This is a genomic window from Pikeienuella sp., assembly GCF_046290545.1.
Lineage (GTDB): Bacteria > Pseudomonadota > Alphaproteobacteria > Rhodobacterales > Rhodobacteraceae > Pikeienuella.
The window spans coordinates 197878-214733 of record NZ_JBKAGV010000014.1; the positions used below are offsets into that span (position 1 = coordinate 197878).

11 protein-coding genes are annotated in these 16856 nt (G+C 69.7%); 5 read left to right on the forward strand and 6 right to left on the reverse strand.

The window, feature by feature from the left end:
- Positions 1–36 precede the first annotated feature (36 nt).
- Both ACE37J_RS12665 and ACE37J_RS12670 read left to right on the forward strand, forming a co-directional pair.
- The gene (locus ACE37J_RS12665; protein ID WP_409711619.1) at positions 37–933 is read left to right on the forward strand and encodes a PfkB family carbohydrate kinase; all 897 of its coding nucleotides are present in this window, start codon (positions 37–39) and stop codon (positions 931–933) included.
- Positions 930–1838: a pseudouridine-5'-phosphate glycosidase gene (locus tag ACE37J_RS12670; RefSeq protein WP_409711620.1), complete on the forward strand. Its 909-nt coding sequence runs from the start codon at positions 930–932 to the stop codon at positions 1836–1838. The genes ACE37J_RS12665 and ACE37J_RS12670 overlap by 4 nt, the downstream gene beginning before the upstream one ends.
- Here ACE37J_RS12670 and ACE37J_RS12675 read toward each other — a convergent pair.
- Together ACE37J_RS12675 and ACE37J_RS12680 are read right to left on the reverse strand one after the other, a co-directional pair.
- Positions 1828–3897 carry a hypothetical protein gene (locus ACE37J_RS12675; protein ID WP_409711621.1) on the reverse strand — a complete coding sequence of 690 codons (2070 nt, stop codon included), beginning with the start codon at positions 3895–3897 and terminating at the stop codon, positions 1828–1830. The genes ACE37J_RS12670 and ACE37J_RS12675 overlap by 11 nt on opposite strands.
- A complete protein-coding gene (locus ACE37J_RS12680) occupies positions 3894–5177 on the reverse strand; it encodes a glycosyltransferase (RefSeq protein ID WP_409711622.1) in 1284 nt (427 codons plus the stop codon). Before ACE37J_RS12680 ends, ACE37J_RS12675 begins: the two co-directional genes overlap by 4 nt.
- A 269-nt stretch (positions 5178–5446) precedes the next feature.
- Here ACE37J_RS12680 and ACE37J_RS12685 point away from each other — a divergent pair, with 269 nt between their 5' ends.
- From ACE37J_RS12685 to xrtE, 3 genes are all read left to right on the forward strand, one after another.
- A complete protein-coding gene (locus tag ACE37J_RS12685) occupies positions 5447–9286 on the forward strand; it encodes an SdrD B-like domain-containing protein (protein WP_409711623.1) in 3840 nt (1279 codons plus the stop codon).
- Positions 9287–9448: 162 nt separating this feature from the next.
- Positions 9449–9607: a hypothetical protein gene (locus ACE37J_RS12690; RefSeq protein WP_409711624.1), complete on the forward strand. Its 159-nt coding sequence runs from the start codon at positions 9449–9451 to the stop codon at positions 9605–9607.
- Between the two features lie 113 nt (positions 9608–9720).
- Positions 9721–11376, forward strand: coding sequence for an exosortase E/protease, VPEID-CTERM system (gene xrtE / locus ACE37J_RS12695; protein WP_409711625.1), 1656 nt, complete (start codon positions 9721–9723; stop codon positions 11374–11376).
- A gap of 55 nt (positions 11377–11431) precedes the next feature.
- Here the strand turns inward: xrtE and ACE37J_RS12700 are convergent, their stop codons facing one another.
- The 4 genes from ACE37J_RS12700 to ACE37J_RS12715 form a co-directional block, all read right to left on the reverse strand.
- Positions 11432–13717: a right-handed parallel beta-helix repeat-containing protein gene (locus ACE37J_RS12700; RefSeq protein ID WP_409711626.1), complete on the reverse strand. Its 2286-nt coding sequence runs from the start codon at positions 13715–13717 to the stop codon at positions 11432–11434.
- Between the two features lie 292 nt (positions 13718–14009).
- Positions 14010–14606 (reverse strand): VOC family protein, encoded by a 597-nt coding sequence (locus ACE37J_RS12705; RefSeq protein WP_409711627.1) that lies wholly within the window; start codon positions 14604–14606, stop codon positions 14010–14012.
- Positions 14607–14722: 116 nt separating this feature from the next.
- Positions 14723–15517, reverse strand: coding sequence for a cytochrome c1 (locus ACE37J_RS12710; protein ID WP_409711628.1), 795 nt, complete (start codon positions 15515–15517; stop codon positions 14723–14725).
- 14 nt (positions 15518–15531) lie between these two features.
- Positions 15532–16848, reverse strand: a complete 1317-nt coding sequence (locus tag ACE37J_RS12715; protein WP_409711629.1) for a cytochrome b — start codon at positions 16846–16848, stop codon at positions 15532–15534.
- Positions 16849–16856: the final 8 nt, after the last annotated feature.

Here is a 16856-nt window from a genome sequence, read left to right on the forward strand (position 1 = left end):
GCTCGCCAGCCGGCGCGGGGCGCGGTAGAGGGGCGCATGAACGCGCCCGGCCCCGACATTCCCCCCGACATCCTCTGCATCGGCGCCGTCCTCTGGGACGTGATCGGCCGCGCCGAGGTTCCGATGCCGCCGGGTGCGGACCGGCCGGGGCGGATCGTGCGGCGGCCGGGCGGCGTCGCGCTCAACGTCGCGCGCGCGCTCCGCGCCTCCGGGCTCCGCCCTGCGCTCCTTGGCCATGTCGGGCTCGATCCGGAGGGGGAGGCGCTCGTCTCCGCGGCGGAGGCGGAGGGGATCGACGCCGCCTTCCTCAGCCGCGGCGGGCGGACCGATCTCTACATGGCGGTGGAGGGGCCGGAGGGGCTCGTCGCCGCGGTGGCGGATGCGGGCGGGCTGGAGGCGGCGGGCGCGGCGATCCTCGCCCCGCTCGCAGACGGGCGGCTCGGCTCCGCCGATGCGCCCTGGCGCGGCCCCGTCGCGCTCGACGGGAACCTGACGGCGGCGCTGATGGCGGAGGCCGCGCGTTCGCCCCTCCTCGCCGCCGCCGATCTCCGCCTCGCGCCGGCCTCGCCCGGCAAGGCGGAGCGGCTCGCGCCCTTCCTCGCGCGGCCGGGGGCGACGCTCTATCTCAATCTCGAAGAGGCGGGGCTGCTCGCCGGCCGGCCCTTCGCCGCGGCGCCGGAGGCGGCGGAGGCGCTCGTCGCCGCCGGGGCGCTCCGCGTGCTGGTGACGGACGGGCCGCGCCCCGCCGCCTTCGCCGCGCCGGGGCTGAGCGAGGTCGCCGCCCCGCCGCCGACGGAGGCGCGGCGGGTGACCGGGGCGGGGGATTGCTTCATGGCGGGCCACATCGCCGCGGAGCTTTCCGGCGCGACGCCGCGCGACGCGCTCCTCGTCGCGCTCGAAGCCGCCGCCCGCCATGTCTCGGAGGCTCCATGAACCCGCCCCTCACGCTTTCCGCCGAGGTCGCCGCCGCGCTGGCGGCGGGCCGGCCCGTCGTCGCGCTCGAAAGCACGATCGTGACGCACGGGCTGCCCGCGCCGCGCAACCTCGCCGTGGCGCGGGAGGCGGAGGCGGCGATCCGCGCGGCCGGCGCCGCCCCCGCCACGATCGCCGTCATGGGCGGGCGGCTCCATGTCGGGCTGGAGACGGAGGCGCTGGCGGCGCTCGCCTCGGCGGAGGACGTGTGGAAGCTCTCGCGCGCCGATCTCGCCCTCGCCCTCGCGACCGGGCGGACGGGGGCGACGACCGTGGCCGCGACGATGATCGCCGCGCGGCTCGCCCGCATCCCGGTCTTCGCGACGGGGGGGATCGGCGGGGTCCATCGCGGGGCGGAGACGAGCTTCGACATTTCCGCCGACCTGGAGGAGCTGGCGCAGACGGCCGTCACCGTGGTCTGCGCCGGGGCGAAGGCGATCCTCGACCTGCCGAAGACGCTGGAGGCGCTGGAGACGCGGGGCGTGCCGGTGATCGGCTGGCGGACGGAGGAGCTGCCGGCCTTCTGGTCCCGCCGCTCCGGGCTCGCCGCGCCGCTCCGGCTCGACGACGTGGCGGAGATCGCGGCGGCGCACCGGATGCGCGCCGCGCTCGGCCTGCCGGGCGGGCAGCTCGTCTGCAATCCGGTCCCCGGGGCGGCGGAGATTCCGGCGGAGGAGATCGGGGCCGCCATCGCCGCGGCGCTCCGCGAGGCGGAGGCGGCGGGCGTTTCGGGCAAGGCCGTCACCCCCTTCCTCCTCGCCCGCGTGCTGGCGGCGACGGAGGGGCGGAGCCTCGAGACCAACGTGGCGCTCTATCTCAGCAATTGCCGCCTCGCGGCGGAGATCGCGGTCGCGCTCAGTCGATAGGCGCGGGCTGGCCCACCCGGTCCGCCTCGCCGGCGTAGACATAGCGGAAGAGCCGGCCCGTCGGCGTTTCGGTCACCAGCGGGGGGCGGTTGTTCTGCTGCTGGAAGCCGTAGGAGACGGCCTCGGCGAGCGTGGCGCGGCCCTGTTCGTCCCGTTCGCGGACGAGGAGGCCGTGCGCGGTGAAGCGCGTCTCCGCCCGCGGGCGTTTCCTCACCCAGCCTTCGAGCCGGCCGGACGGGGCCCAGACGAGCTCGTCCGTCCAGCCGCGCGCGGGCCAGACCAGCGGGTCGGCATAGGCGCCCTGCTTCTGATACCGGATCGAGGCGAGGCGCGGCGCGCCGCCCGGGCCGGGCTCGTAGACGCGCTCCTCATGCGCGGCGCGCAGCACGGAGAAGAAGGAGGGGGCGGAAAGCTGGGCGCCGTTGTCGGCGAAGACGGCGACATCGACCCGCGGGCTCGTGATGTCCGGCCGGCGTGCGGTGGGCGCCGGCGCGTCCCAGCGCACGACGATCTCCGCCTCGCTCCCCGCCTCGTTCAGCGGGCGGATCTCCACCGCCTCCGCGCGGCCCTGGGTCAGAACCCAGCGGAAGCGGAGCGGGCGGCCGTTCGGATCCTCCGTCGCGGCGGCGGAGAGGATGTAGCGCCGCTCGAACCCCGCGCCGCGCCAGACCCGGGCGATGGCGGCCGGCGTGTCGAAGAGCGTCTCCTCCCCCGGCGTCGCGCCGCCGAGGCCCGGCGCCTCACCGGCGGCGCCGGAGGCGGAGCGGAGTTCGAGCCGCACGACGGGCGGCGCCTCCCCCGGCTCCAGCGCGTTGGCGAAGGCCATCATCGCGCCGAGGTCGGAGTCGCCCGCGCGGAAGACCGGGGGATGCGCCGCCGGCGTGAGATAGCCCGCATCCCCGATCCCGCGCTGGCCGCGGCGGAAGATCTGCTGGAGCGTCGGCGCGATCAGGCCCCGTTCGGTCAGGAACGCCTTCGTCTCCGGCTTCAGCGCCGCAAGGATGGTCCGGAGCGCGACGAGGATCGGCTGGTCGGAGCGGGAGGAGCCCTGCGAGACGAGGAAATAGGGCGTGTTCGCGGGCATGAGGTCCCCGAAGCCGGGCCGCCGGTCCGGGCCTGCCGCCCCCTCGGCCGGGACCGCCGGATCATGGTCCCGATGCTCGGGAAAGACATAGAGATGGTTGGCCTCGTAGAGCCGCCAGAGCCGCGCCGCCCCGCCGGGGCTGGTGAGCGCGAGCCGCGCCTGGCTCCGCCAGAACGGGCCCTGGACGGCGGTGGAGGCGTTGCCGATGGTCGGCGCGCCGAAGAGGAGCGCGGTGTTGAGCCCGTAGTCGAGCCCGGCCGCGCGCATCTCGGGCCCGTAGACCACACGGCTCATCTGGAGCTGGTTGCGGGGCGAGAGGACGGAGTGGCCGCGGTCCCGGTTGTCGTAGAGATCGCCGACATTGCCCGCCGCCCGGCCCCGGTTCACCCACGCCTGAAGCTCCGGCAGCGGCCGCTCCGAATTCGGCTCCACGACGGGAAAGCGCCGCATCGCCGGCAGGACGGAGATGCGCGCCACGAGGCTCTCCCGCTCCCGGTCCCAGCCCAGGGCGGAGGGGGAGATCGCGGCCTCGCCCGTATCGACGCCTACGGGCGGGGGCGGGGCCGGGGCGGGCGGCGGCGGCGCGTCGCGGAGCGCGGCGATCTCGGGCCGGGCGGCGAGGGCCATGAGCGGCGGGCCCGAGAGAAGGCGCGGCGCGTCGGCGTAGCCGCGCTCGACCGCTTCGAGAAGGAGCGCCGCCGCCTCCTCCTGCGCCCCGGCGGAGGCGGCGAGGAGGGCGAGCGCCGCGCGCGGTCGCCCCGCGCTCCCGTAGCGCCGCGCCAGCGCCTCGACCGCGGCGCGCGCCTCCGCGCCTGCGCCCGCGGCCGCCTGCGCCTCCGCGAGGGAGAGCGCGGCGGCGGCGCCCGGAATCTCCAGCACGGGGACGCCGCGCCAGTCCTCCGCCCGCGAATGCGGGGCCGCGAGCGCGAGGAGAAGCGCGAGGAGGAGCGCGTGGAAGAACGGGGCGCCCCTCACGCCGCCCGCGCCTTCCCGCCGGAAATCCCTTCCAGCCCCTCGCGATAGGCGGCGGCGACGGCGCCCCGGCGGAACCGCTCCAGCCCGCCCGCGGCGCCGATCTCCGCCAGCCGCGCCTTCAGCGCCGCCTGCTCGCGCACGAGGCGGACGAGCCCGGCCGCGATCTCCGCCTCGTCTCCGGAATCGGCCGAGATGACTGCGGAACCCTCCTCCAGATAGCCGTCGATCCCCCAGCCGCGCGGGATCAGGCAGGGCGCGCCGGCCAGCAGCGCCTCGGCGAAGACCATCCCGTAACTCTCCCGCTTCGAGACGAGCGCGAAGCCGCAGGCGGCGTTGAAGCGGCGCTGCACTTCCGCGTGAGGCAGCGCGCCGAGGAAGCGGACGCGCCCCGGCGCCGCCGCGCGGGCGAGGGCGGAGAGCCGGGCGAAGGCCGCCGGGTCGCCCCCGCCGATGACGTCGAGCCGGATCTCCGGCTCCGCCTCCGCCGCACGGGCGAGCGCGCGGATCAGCGCCGCCGCATTCTTCCGCCCCGCGGAGGCGAAATGGAAGGCGGTGACGATGACGGGCGGCGTGGCGGCGGGCGCCATCACGGCGTCGGCGGGGCCGGGGCAGGGGAGGAGGATCGTCCGCCCCTCCCGCCTGCCGAGCCGCGCGTCCAGCCGGTCCCGCGCCCAGGGGGCGAACGGGAAGGCCGCCGCCGCCTCCTTCCAGATGCGCGCATGGAGCGGCCGCAGCCCGCGCTTCACCCCGGTGATGGCGAGGTCGCTGTCCCCCTGGATCGAGACGGCGAAGGGCGCGCCCCAGCGCGCGGCGAGTTCGAGCGCGACGAGCCCTTCGACCGAGAGCTTGTGCGCGTGGACGAGGTCCGGCCGGAACCCCGCCTCCGCGCAATCCGCCGCCGCCCAATCCGCGAGCCGCATCAGAAAGCGGTGCATGAACAGGCCCTTGGGCGGCGCGCCGTAGGCGACGGCGCGGTGCGCCGGCCCCGCCTCGTCCGCGAAATCCGTCGCCTCGATCCCGAGCCGCCAGTCCACCCGGTTGAGCGAGATCACCCGGTGCTCATGCTCCGGCACGAGGGCGAGGAGGTTGGAGACCGCCCGCGTCTTGGCCGGCTGCAACGGGTCCGGATAGTCGGCCGAGAGATGGAGGATGCGCATGTCTTTCCCGGTTTCGCTCTTCGGCAGTATCGCCGAGGCGGCGCCGGATGTCATCGTCGCCGCGCTGATTCGGTCGAGGGGCGGCGATCCGTCCGCCGCCGCCGCCTGGATTTCGCGCCGCATGCAATCTGGAGGCGAGCGCCTTTTTCGCGCCGCAAGCACGGCGAGAGAAAATCTTGGCAGTGTCTAAACACAGGGGCCGATTAACCGGAAAATTCAGCATGTGACGCAAAATTTCGCACAATTTGGCCAAACTTTCGGGTAACAACGTGATCACGGTGTTGGCGTTGGTCGGTCGCGGTGTGGCGGCGGGTTCAGCGCTCGGTCTTGAGGGGCGAAATGCGACCATTCTGGGAGCGCGTCCCTGCGCGTGATGAAAAAGGGGCGCTGCAATGACGTGGTCGAGCAATTCTGTCACTAACTATGAATTCACCGCCTTCACGGAGGCGGATCTGCTGAAGGCGGGCGACCACAGCCTGAGCTGCGGCGACAAGTTCGTGATGCCGGCGTCTTCGAGCGTCTGCTTCACCGTCGCGGACAATGACCGGTTCCTCTCCGGCGACTCGAAGCACAACGAGAACGCCGACGACTGGTCGTTCCAGACCGCCAAGATCATGGACGCGAACGGCGACGAGGTCGGCAACGGCCGTCAGATCTACGCGGAAAAGTATCACTGGGTCTCCGACCAGCACGGCAACTGGTATGTCCTGATCGAGATCGAACAGGAAGGAACCGGCGACGACTATTTCGCCTTTTTCACCGGCGGCTGCTACACGGTTCCGCCCGCGGGCGCGCATCTTTCCGTTCATGGCGCTTGCGACGTCAGGGGCGACTGGCTGAAGTTCGACGATCTCGACAGCGGCCCGAAGCCCGAGCCCGAGCTGGCGACCGGCTCCATCTGCGGCTCCGTCTTCTGCGACACGAACCATGACGGCATCGACGGGATCGTCACGGTCGAGCCCGGCCATGACTACGTGATCGAAGCCGAGCACATGTTCGAGCACGGCTTCACGAAGTTCCACGGCTCGCAGGCCTCGGGCGGCCAGGGCGTCAAGCTCGATTGCGCGGGCGGCGACGGCTATCTGAAGACCACCTTCAACGGCAAGACCGGCGTCTATGACGTCACGATCCGGGTGCAGGACGAGAACGACGGCAAGAGCGTCATCAAGCTGCTCGTCGACGGCAAGCTCGTCGAGGCGGTGCGGCTTGATCGCGACAGTGACGGCGGCGGCTCCGACCATGGCGGGTTCTCGCATTTCGTGATCCGCGACGTCGCGATCAACCAGCATTCCGAGATCAAGCTCGTCGTCGACGGCGAGCATGGCGAGTTCGTCCGCATCGACAACATCCAGTTCGAGGGGCAGGACAAGGTCGTCCGCACCCCCGAGCCGCCGAAGGAGGGCGTGACCGTCTTCCTGCTCAACGCGGACGGCACGAACGTGCTCGACGCGAACGGCCAGCCGGTCCAGACCGTGACGGACGCGGACGGCAAGTACGAGTTCACCGACGTCCCCGTCGGCGACTACCGCGTGAAGTTCGTCGCGCCGGACGGCACGGTCTTCACCTCGCAGAACCAGGGCGGCGACGACCGGATCGACTCGGACGTGAACGATGCGGGCGTCTCCGACGTCTTCACCGTCAACAAGGACCAGAAGACCTCCGACATCGACGCCGGCCTGAAGGATGCGCCGACCGGCTCCATCTGCGGCTCCGTCTTCTGCGACACGAACCATGACGGCATCGACGGCACGATCACGGTCGAGCCCGGCCATGACTACGTCATCGAAGCGGAGCACATGATCCGCTCGCACGAGCTGATCACGTTCCACGGCTCCCAGGCCTCCGGCGGCGCGGGCGTGAAGCTCAAGTGCGCCGGCGACGACGGCTGGCTGAAGACCTCGTTCAACGGCAAGACCGGCGTCTATGACGTCACGATCCGCGTGCAGGACGAGAATGACGGCAAGAGCGTCATCAAGCTGCTCGTCGACGGCAAGTTCGTCGAGGCCGTGCGGCTCGACCGGGATTCGGACGGCGGCGGCTCCGATCACGGCGGCTTCTCGCATTTCGTGATCCGCGACGTCGCGATCAACCAGCATTCCGAGATCAAGCTCGTCATCGACGGCGAGCACGCCGAGTTCGTCCGGATCGACAACATCCAGTTCGAGGGGCAGGACAAGGTCGTCCGCACCCCCGAGCCGCCGAAGGAGGGCGTGACCGTCTTCCTGCTCAACGCGGACGGCACGAACGTGCTCGACGCGAACGGCCAGCCGATCCAGACCGTGACGGACGCGGACGGCAAGTACGAGTTCACCGACGTCCCGGTCGGCGACTACCGCGTGAAGTTCGTCGCGCCGGACGGCACGGTCTTCACCTCGCAGAACCAGGGCGGCGACGACCGGATCGACTCGGACGTGAACGATGCGGGCGTCTCCGACGTCTTCACCGTGAACAAGGACGAGAAGACGAAGGACATCGACGCGGGCGTGAAGGATGCGCCGACCGGATCGATCTCCGGCCGCTATTTCTGCGACGAGAACGACAACGACGTGGACGACGGCGAGCCGGGCATCGCGGGCGTGCGGGTCCTGCTCCTCGATGCGGACGGGAACCCGACCGGAGCCGAGACGACCACGGCGGATGACGGCTCCTACAGCTTCGGCGACCTCACGGCGGGCATCTACGGCGTGCGCTTCATCGACACGGTTTCGGGCAAGACGCTGGTCGCCCCGAATGTCGGGACCGATGACGCGGTCGACTCCGACGCGATCGACGAGGGCAACGGCGTCTCCGTGATCCGGGGCATCGTCGTCGTCGCCGGGCAGGACACGCCGGACAACGACGCGGGCGTCGAGGAACTGCCCGGCTCCCTCTCCGGCCGCTATTTCTGCGACGAGAACGACAACGACGTCGATGACGGCGAGCCGGGCATCGCGGGCGTGCGTGTCCTGCTGCTCGATGCGGACGGGAACCCGACCGGGGCCGAGACGACCACGGCGGATGACGGCTCCTACAGCTTCGGCGACCTCAGGGCCGGCACCTACGGCGTTCGCTTCGTCGACACGGTTTCGGGCAAGACGCTGGTCGCCCCGAATGTCGGGACCGACGATGCGATCGACTCCGACGCGATCGACGAGGGCAACGGCGTCTCCGTGATCCGGGGCATCGTCGTCGTCGCCGGGCAGGACACGCCGGACAACGACGCGGGCGTGGAGGAGGTCAACGTGGCGCCGACTCCCATGGACGACATGGGCAAGATCTGCGCCAACGAGATCCTGACGCTCGACGTGCTCGCCAACGACACGGACGCCGACAGCGATCCGCTGAGCATCGTTGCGGTGGACGGCCAGGCCTTCGACGCGAACGGGCAGGTGACGCTCGACAACGGCGTGATCGTGAGCCTCGTGAACGGCGAGCTGGTGATCGACGGGCTCGGCTCGCAGGAGCTCATCGACCTCGAGATCGGCGAGTCTCTCACGGTCGGGTTCACCTACACCGTCTCCGACGGGATCGACTCGACTCCGGCGAACGTCTCGGTGGAGTTCTGCGGCTCGGCGGAGACGCTGGAGGATATCGGCGAATCGCTGCCGGCCTTCGACACGGCCGGGGCGCTCTCCGTGCAGATCACGGACGGCTATCTCAATCCGCGGACGGGCCAGGCCTACGACATCCTGATTTCCGGCGGCGACGCCCGCTTCGACGGGCTGTTCGTCGAGGACGCCTACTGTCTCTCCGCTTTCCTCGAGGTGAACGGCACGAACTCCGTGACGCCGATCATCACGGGGCCGATCACGAACGTGAACGTCCTGATTGCGGATGGCTCCGACCCGGCGGTGATCGCCGCGCTCAGCGGTTCCCGCGGCGGCGCGAACCTCCAGAGCGCCGCGGCCAACCTCGACATGGTCAACTACATCCTCAACCTCGACTTCGACGGGGCGGATGCGGATCGCTTCAACTTCACCAACGGCGTGAACGATGCGGAGATCCAGGGCGCCATCTGGCTTCTGACGGACGGCGCGAACGGCCAGGTTCGCAACAACCCGACGTTCGGGCAGGGGCAGACGGCGGACGCCTTCGCGATCTACAATGACGCGCTCGCGTTCGGCGAGGGCTTCGAAGCGGGGCAGGGCGACATCGTCGGCCTTCTTCTCGATCCGATCGACCCGAACCCGTCGACCCCGCTGCAGCCCTTCCTCATCGGCGTCCAGTTCTCCGAGCTGGATTGCCTCTGCTGAGGCTGAGAGGCCCGGCGGTTCGCCGGCGGGTCCATACGAAACGCGGCCCCGGAGCAGGGGCCGTGACCTGGGGGGAAACCTCCGAACTATCGGGCGCTTTCGCTCGAAACGGTGTAAAATCAGATCGATCTGATCGATCGGGGCAATGAAAGGACTGAAGACATGAAGATCGCTATCGCGCTCGCCGCCATCCTCGCGCCTGTCGCCGCCGTCGCGGGCCCGTTCAACGACGTTCCCGAGATCGACGCGCTCGCCGGCGCGGCCGCCCTCGCGGTGGTCGGCGGCGTCGTCGCCCTCGTGCGCGAGCGCACGAAGCGCTGAACCCCGGTTCCGGCGGCGGGGCGACCCGCCGCCGACCCTTCACTTAGCCCCGCGCGGGACGCGACGGGCCTCTTCACCCCTGAGAAGGGGTTTTCGTGTTTGTGGGGCGCGCCATGACCGACATGACCACCTCGGATAACCGGAGCGCGGGCGGGGCCGCGCGGAGCTGGGCGCCGGCGCTGCTGACGGGGGCGCTCGTCGCCGTCGAGCTGGCGCTGATCTCCCTGCTCTACATCAACAATTTCGAATTCGTCTGCGAGGATCGGGCGCCGAAGGCCTTTTGCGGCTTCCTCTCGCTGGCGCCGGCCCGCGCCTTCACGCTTTTCGCCGCGCTGGCGCTCGTGCTGCTGCCGCACCGGCGGGCGGCGCTCGCGCTTCTCGCCGGAGGGCCGCGGGGCGGCGCGCTTCGATGGCTCGGGCTGAACTTCGCCGGTTTCGCGCTCCTGATGTCGCCGTGGTTCTTCCTGACGGACGCGAGCGGCGGCGGAACCTTCGCCGCCGCCGTCTTCCTCTGGCTCGCCGGCGCGGCTGCGGCCTCGGCCGGCGCCGCGCTTGCGCTTGCGCCGGCGGCGACATGGGCGGGGCTCGTCCGCCTTGGCGGAACGCCGCTGCTCTTCGCCCTCCCCGTCGCGATCGCGGCGCCGGATCTGGCGGCCTTCGCGCAGCAATTCTGGAAATGGAGCCCGCTCGCGGAGATGACCTTCCGCGCCTCCGCGGCGCTCCTTCAGGTGTTCGAGCCGGACGCCATCACGATTCCCGAGAACGTCGCGCTGAAAGTGGGGGATTTCGGCGTCCGCGTCGGGCCGCAATGTTCGGGGATCGAGGGCTTCGCGCTGATTTCCGGCTTCACTGCGCTCTATATCGCGATGTTCCGGCGCGACCTTCGCTTTCCGCATGTGCTGCTGCTGCTGCCGATCGGGATTCTCCTCAGCTGGGTGCTGAACGTGGTGCGGATAGCCGGCCTCGTGCTCCTCGGCGCCCATGTCTCGCCGACGCTGGCGATCGAGGGCTTCCACAGCCATGCCGGCTGGCTGATGTTCACGCTCCTCTCGCTCAGCCTGGCCGCCGCCGCCCATGCGACGCCGTTCTTCCGCAAGGATCGCGGCGCGAAAGTCGCGCGCTCGGCGGCGCCGCCGCTCCCGCCGCTTTCGGAGGACTGGAACGCGGCGCGGCTTGTCCCCTTCATCGCCTTCATGGCGACCGCGCTGCTCGCCTCCACCTTCTTCGAGATCCCGGGAATCGCCTATCCGCTCCGGTTTGTCGTCACGCTTGCGGCGCTGCTGGTCTTCTGGCGGCTGCTGATGCGGCTCGATTGGCGGATCGACCCGTTCGCGGCCGGGGCCGGCGTGCTGATCGGCCTCGCCTGGGTGGCGACGGCGCCGGAGCCTTCGGCGGACGATCCGCTCGCCGCCGCGCTTGCGGCCCTGCCGCTCTGGGCCTTCGCGATCTGGGCTGTCTGCCGCGTCCTCGGCACGTCGCTGCTCGTGCCGGTGCTGGAGGAACTCCTCTTCCGCAGTTACCTGCAGGAGCGGTTGAACCTCTCCGCCCGGCTGGGCCCCGTCGCGGGCCTGCTCTTCGCAGTGGGGGTCAGCACGGCGCTCTTCGCCGCGCTGCATGACCGCTGGATCGCGGCGGCGCTCGCCGGCCTCGTCTTTGCGGCCTTCGCGCTCCGCCGCGGGCGCATCGCAGATGCGATCTGGTGCCATGCCGCGGCGAATGCGGTGATCGCGGGCTTCGCCCTCGCCGCCGGAAAGTGGAGCCTCATCTGAAACGAAGCCGCCGCCCCCGGGAGGGGGCGGCGGCCCGCATGGTCGTCGGCGCGGCTCAGGCGAGCGGCCAGGCCGCCTCGAAGGCCGTGACCGAGGCCCCCGCGAACAGCACCTCGACAGCCCCCGCGCCATCGCCCGCCGTGAGCAGCGCATGGCCTTCGCCGATCCGCTCGAGCGAGAAGCCCGCCTCCGCGCCGAAGGCGAGGAAATGGGCCATGTTCAGCGCCGCGGCGCCGGAGCCGTTGGCCGGGCCGAAGGCGTAGCCATTCCCGAAGGTCCCCGCCTCGAAATGCGCGAAGTTCAGCCTGTCCCCCTCCGTGAAGTCGAGATCGACGATCACGTCGCGGGCGCCGCCGGCGAAGTCGGCGCCGTAGAAGACGAAATTGTCCGCCCCCGCGCCGCCGATCAGGAAGTCGGACCCGGAGCCGCCGGTCAGGCGGTCATTGCCCGCGCCGCCCTCCAGCCAGTCGTCCCCGGCCCGGGCGAAGAGCACGTCCGCCCCGTCGCCGCCGACCAGCGCCTCCGCGCCGCCGCCGCCGAAGAGCCTTTCCCCCCCGTCGCCCGCAACGCTCAGCGCAGCCTCCGAGCCCCGCACGGCGACGAAGACCGAGCCGAGGCCGATCGCGCCTTGCCCGTCCGTCACGGCGAAATCCACCCGGTCTAGCTGATGGCCGGGCGTGGACTCCGCGGCGTAGGTCAGCGTCGCGCCCTCGACGGAGGACGCGGCGCCGGAGTGCGCGACCGCGGCCCCGGAGATCTCCGCCGCCGAGAAGGCGAACGACACCGCCTCGCCCGAGGCTGCGGCGACCGCCCGGGGCGCGGGCAGGAAGGAGAAGCCGTCTTCGCTCTCGATCCCCGCGAGATCGATGTCGATCACGCGAAGCCCGCTCGCCGTCTCCTCGACCAGGCGAAGGTCGACCCCTTCCGCCGCCTCCGCGCCGACGGCGGCGGCGCGCGCCAGCAGCCCGTCAAGCGAGGCGATCGCCTCGGTCTCGTCGATGAGGATCGTGTCGCCCGCCGCGAAGTCGACCGAGTCGAGCCGGGTCCAGCCCTCCCCGACGACATGGACGACGCCGGAAGCCGCGCTCTCCGCCGGCGGCGGCAGCAGCGCCGCCACGGCCTCGGGCAGATCGGCCCGGAGCACGGCCATCGCGGCCTCTTCCCAGCTCGCGTGGTCCTCGAAGTCCTGCCGCTCCGGCAAGACGATGGAAGCCCAGTAATTCGCAACGATGCGCCCCTGCTCGAGCACGGTCACGTCGCCATAGACCACGCCGCGCTCTTCGTTCGCCGCCGCATCGAGCCTCGAGGGATTGAAGACCGGGTCCCAGCCCAGCGTCATTATGTTGTCCGCGATGTAGATGTCGCGCATGCCGTCCGTCGCCACGCCGCCGCTGACGGAGATCAGCGGCCGCTGCGCGCCCGGCTCTCCCATCAAGAAGGTGCGCGGGATCAGGACATTGTCGGTGATCTCCGCCCCGGAGACGTCCCCGAGCGTGATGCCGTGGAACTGGCTGTTCTGGATGAAGTTGCCCGAGATGACGAAATTCGTGAAGGGCGAGGGGTTCGCGGCGCCGGACCAGCCGAAGATCACCTGAACCGCATAGCCCTCGCCCTGGATGAAGGCGTTGTCGCGGATCGTGACGTCGTGGACGCCGATCCCGTTCCGGTCTCCGAAATACTGAATGAAGTCCGGATGATCGCCCGCCCCCTTGGGTTTGATCAGCGGATGGAAGTCGTGGAAGTGGTTTTCCTCGATGAGGATGCCGCGGGAGCTCGACATGGCCACGCCGTCGCTCCGGATCTGGTGGATCTCGGAGCGGGTGAGGGAGATGTCCTGGCTGTTCGCGATGCTGATCGCCTTCGCGAAGTCGGTCATCTCCAGCCGGTCGAAGCTGACGCGGGAGGCGCCGTCCATCCGGATGCCGAACTCGGTCGGATAGCCGGCGAGCTCATCCTCGACGCCTTCGATCTCGGGGCGGATCGTGCCCGAGATGTTCATGTCCGTCAGCGAGATGTCGCTGCCCCCGCGGATCGAGATCCGCGCCCCGGCGCCGCTCAGCGGGACTTCGCCGTCGACATCGACGCCGGTGATGACGAGCCCGTTCACGCCGGTCAGCGTGATCGTGCCGGTGAAGACGGCCGGGTTGTCGTCATCCGCCGAGGCGATGGTCACCGGCGTCTCGAAGGTTCGGCCGAAAAGGCTCAGCCCGCCATAGGAACCGCCGGAGAGGAGGATGGTCTCGCCGCCGGTCGCCGCGGCCAGCGCCGCATTCAGTTCGGCCTGCGAAGACACAAGAACAGTCCCGGCGCCCGCGCCGAACACTTCGTTGAGGTCACTCATTCAACACACCCCAGATTTACGCTACAGAACACAAGGGTCGGGCGCACATGCCCGGCCCGTCATATGGCGCATCCCTCTGCTTCGGCCCCGAAGCTTCGCCAGCGGCGACGGGGCGGTTTACACAAGTGAGCGTCGCAACACCGGCTCACGCGACTATACTTAGGGATAGCATCCTTCTTCGCCAGAACTTAATTCATGTAAATTGACGAACCCTGAAAATTTAAGAGTTCGTGAATTCAGAAATCGTAAATAAAAAAGGCGACCGAACTTCGAGTAAATTGTTCTGCTGACTTCATGTCATTGAATTGTTCCATGGATTCCGGGCTTCGCGGTCCGCGGAGAGGGACTCGTTGCGGCGGGCGACGATGAGCTCGATCGCATCGGCGAGATGGGCGTCCGCGATGGCGCGCTCTCCCCGCGCGAGGCGGAGCCGGTGCGCCTCCATCAGAACCTCCGCATGGGTTGCGCCGGCGGGCGGCGCGAAGCGATAGCAGGCGAGTTCGATCAGGAGGCCGAGCGGATCGCGGAAATAGAGCGAATCCATGAAGCCCCGGTCCTTCCGCCCGGAATGGGCCACGCCCCGCGCCTCGAGCCGCGCCTCAGCCTGTTCGAAGACGGAGCGGCTGACGGCGAAGGCGATGTGGTGCACGGCGCCGGGCGCTTCCGGAACTTTTCGCCCCGCGGGTTTTCGCGCCTCGTTCGTGAAGATCGTGATGAGCCGCCCGTCGCCGGGATCGAAATAGAGATGCCCCTCCTCCGGATCGTCGAGATTGGGCTGCTCGAAGAGGAACGGCATGCCGAGCACGCCTTCCCAGAAGTCGATGGAGGTCTGCCTGTCCGCGCCGGTCAGCGTGATGTGGTGGACGCCCTGGACCTGGATTTTCCGCATCGCTCCCTCCCTCGCCTGGGCCGATCATGCGCCGACGGAGCGGAGAGCGCAAATGAAGAGCCCCGCCGGATCGCTCCGGCGGGGCTCGAAGATCGACGGCCCGGGGGGCCTGTCCGTCAGAATTCCTTGCGCTTGATCGGCGCCCAGAGCTTCTTGTTCGTGAGGTAGAGCAGGACGAAGAGCAGCACCAGGAAGCCGATATTGCGGAAGCCGGCCTGCTTTCGCTCGGTCATCTTCGGTTCGGCCGCCCACATCAGGAAGGCGGAGACGTCTTCCGACATCTGCTCGATCGTCGCCTCGGTCCCGTCCTGATACTCGATGATCCCCTCGAAGAACGGCGGCCCCATGGAGATATAGCCGCCGGAAAAGGCGGTGTTCTCATAGAGGATCGTGCCGGCCTCCTCCTTCTCCTCGCCGGTATAGCCGGTGAGGAGGGAGTAGATGTATTCCGGCCCGCCGATGCCCTTCGTCAGCTGGTTGATGCCGAGGCCGTAGGGGCCGTGAAAGCCCGCCCGCGCCTTGGCCATCAGGCTGAGATCGGGCGCGCCCGCGCCGTTGTTCGCGGGGAAGTTGTCGGACGTCTTCGCGGTGCGGAAGTCGCCCGGCTCGCCTTCCTCGTCGATCACCTCGAAATTCTCGGCGATGGCCCTCAGCTGCGCCTCGGGAAAGGCCGGCCCCGTCTCCGCCGCCATGCTCCTGATCGAGACATACTTGATGCCATGGCAGGCGGAGCAGACTTCGTACCAGACCTGGAAGCCGCGCTGCAGCTGGCCCTGGTCGAAGGAGCCGAACGGGCCTTCGAAGCTGAAATCGACATCCTCGACATGTCCCGCCTTGCCCGCCGCGAAGGCGGGCGCCGCGAAGGCGAGCGGGGCGACGAGCGCGGCGGAGAGGAGAAGTTTGGTCTTCATGGTTCTGTCCTCTCTCATTCCGCCGGCGTGGGCTGGGCGCCGGCGGGGGCGCCGCCTGCCGTCGGCGGGTAATGCGCGTCGAAATCCGCCTCGATCGTCGTCGGCTGCGGCAGCGGCTTCTCCGTGATGCCGAGCACCGGCAGGATCACGAGGAAGTAGGCGAACCAGTAGATCGTGCCGAGCAGGGAGACCAGCGGAACGATGCCCTCCGCCGGCATGCCGCCCGCCCACATCAGCACGAAGAAGTTGATGACGAAGACGAGGAAGGCCCAGCGGAACATCGGCCGGTAGCGGCCCGAGCGGACGCGGCTGGTGTCGAGCCAGGGCGCAAGGGCCATGACCGCGATCGAGCCGAACATCAGCAGCACGCCGCCGAGCTTCGCGTCGATGAAGAGAATGTCGAAGGTGATCGCGCGGAGGATCGCGTAGAAGGGCAGGAAGTACCATTCCGGCACGATATGGGCCGGCGTCACCAGCGCGTTCGCCTCGATGTAGTTGTCCGGATGGCCGAGGAAGTTCGGCATGAAGAAGACCATCACGGCGAAGAAGATCAGGAAGAGGACGAGCGCGAGCAGGTCCTTGATCACGTAGTAGGGCCAGAAGGGCACCGTGTCCTTCTTCACGATATCGATGGAATCGCGCCGCACCTCGACGCCCGTCGGGTTGTTGTTGCCGGTCGAGTGGAACGCCCAGATGTGGACGATCACGAGCCCGGCGATCACGAAGGGCAGGAGGTAGTGCAGCGAGAAGAAGCGCGTGAGCGTGGCGTTGTCCACCGCCGGGCCGCCGAGCAGCCAGGTCTGGATCGGCTCGCCGACCAGCGGGAACGCGCCGAAGAGGCCCGTGATCACGGTCGCGCCCCAGAAGGACATCTGGCCCCAGGGCAGGACGTAGCCCATGAACGCCGTCGCCATCATGGCGACGTAGATCAGGATGCCGATGATCCAGGTGATTTCGCGCGGGGCCTTGTAGCTTCCGTAGTAGAGGCCGCGGAAGATGTGGAAATAGACCGCGATGAAGAACATCGAGGCGCCGTTCTGATGCAGGTAGCGCAGCAGCCAGCCGCCGTTCACGTCGCGCATGATGTGCTCGACCGAGGCGAAGGCGAGGTCCGCGTCCGGCGTGTAATGCATCACGAGCGCGATGCCGGTGATGATCTGCAGGGCGAGGAAGAAGGTGAGGACGATGCCCCAGATCCACATCCAGTTGAGGTTCTTCGGGGTGGGGATCGTCAGCGTCGAATGCATCAGGCCGAGGATGGGGAGGCGGCTTTCCAGCCACTTCGCAAACCCGCTCTTCGGCTCGTAATGCTCATGAGGGATGCCACTCATCTCTTGTC

Coding starts and splice junctions, on each gene's coding strand:
- ACE37J_RS12665 (WP_409711619.1), top strand. CDS start 37: ATGAACGCGCCCGGCCCCGACATTCCCCCCGACATCCTCTGCATCGGC.
- ACE37J_RS12670 (WP_409711620.1), top strand. CDS start 930: ATGAACCCGCCCCTCACGCTTTCCGCCGAGGTCGCCGCCGCGCTGGCG.
- ACE37J_RS12680 (WP_409711622.1), bottom strand. CDS start 5,177: ATGCGGCGCGAAATCCAGGCGGCGGCGGCGGACGGATCGCCGCCCCTC.
- ACE37J_RS12685 (WP_409711623.1), top strand. CDS start 5,447: ATGACGTGGTCGAGCAATTCTGTCACTAACTATGAATTCACCGCCTTC.
- ACE37J_RS12690 (WP_409711624.1), top strand. CDS start 9,449: ATGAAGATCGCTATCGCGCTCGCCGCCATCCTCGCGCCTGTCGCCGCC.
- xrtE (WP_409711625.1), top strand. CDS start 9,721: ATGACCGACATGACCACCTCGGATAACCGGAGCGCGGGCGGGGCCGCG.
- ACE37J_RS12700 (WP_409711626.1), bottom strand. CDS start 13,717: ATGAGTGACCTCAACGAAGTGTTCGGCGCGGGCGCCGGGACTGTTCTT.
- ACE37J_RS12705 (WP_409711627.1), bottom strand. CDS start 14,606: ATGCGGAAAATCCAGGTCCAGGGCGTCCACCACATCACGCTGACCGGC.
- ACE37J_RS12710 (WP_409711628.1), bottom strand. CDS start 15,517: ATGAAGACCAAACTTCTCCTCTCCGCCGCGCTCGTCGCCCCGCTCGCC.
- ACE37J_RS12715 (WP_409711629.1), bottom strand. CDS start 16,848: ATGAGTGGCATCCCTCATGAGCATTACGAGCCGAAGAGCGGGTTTGCG.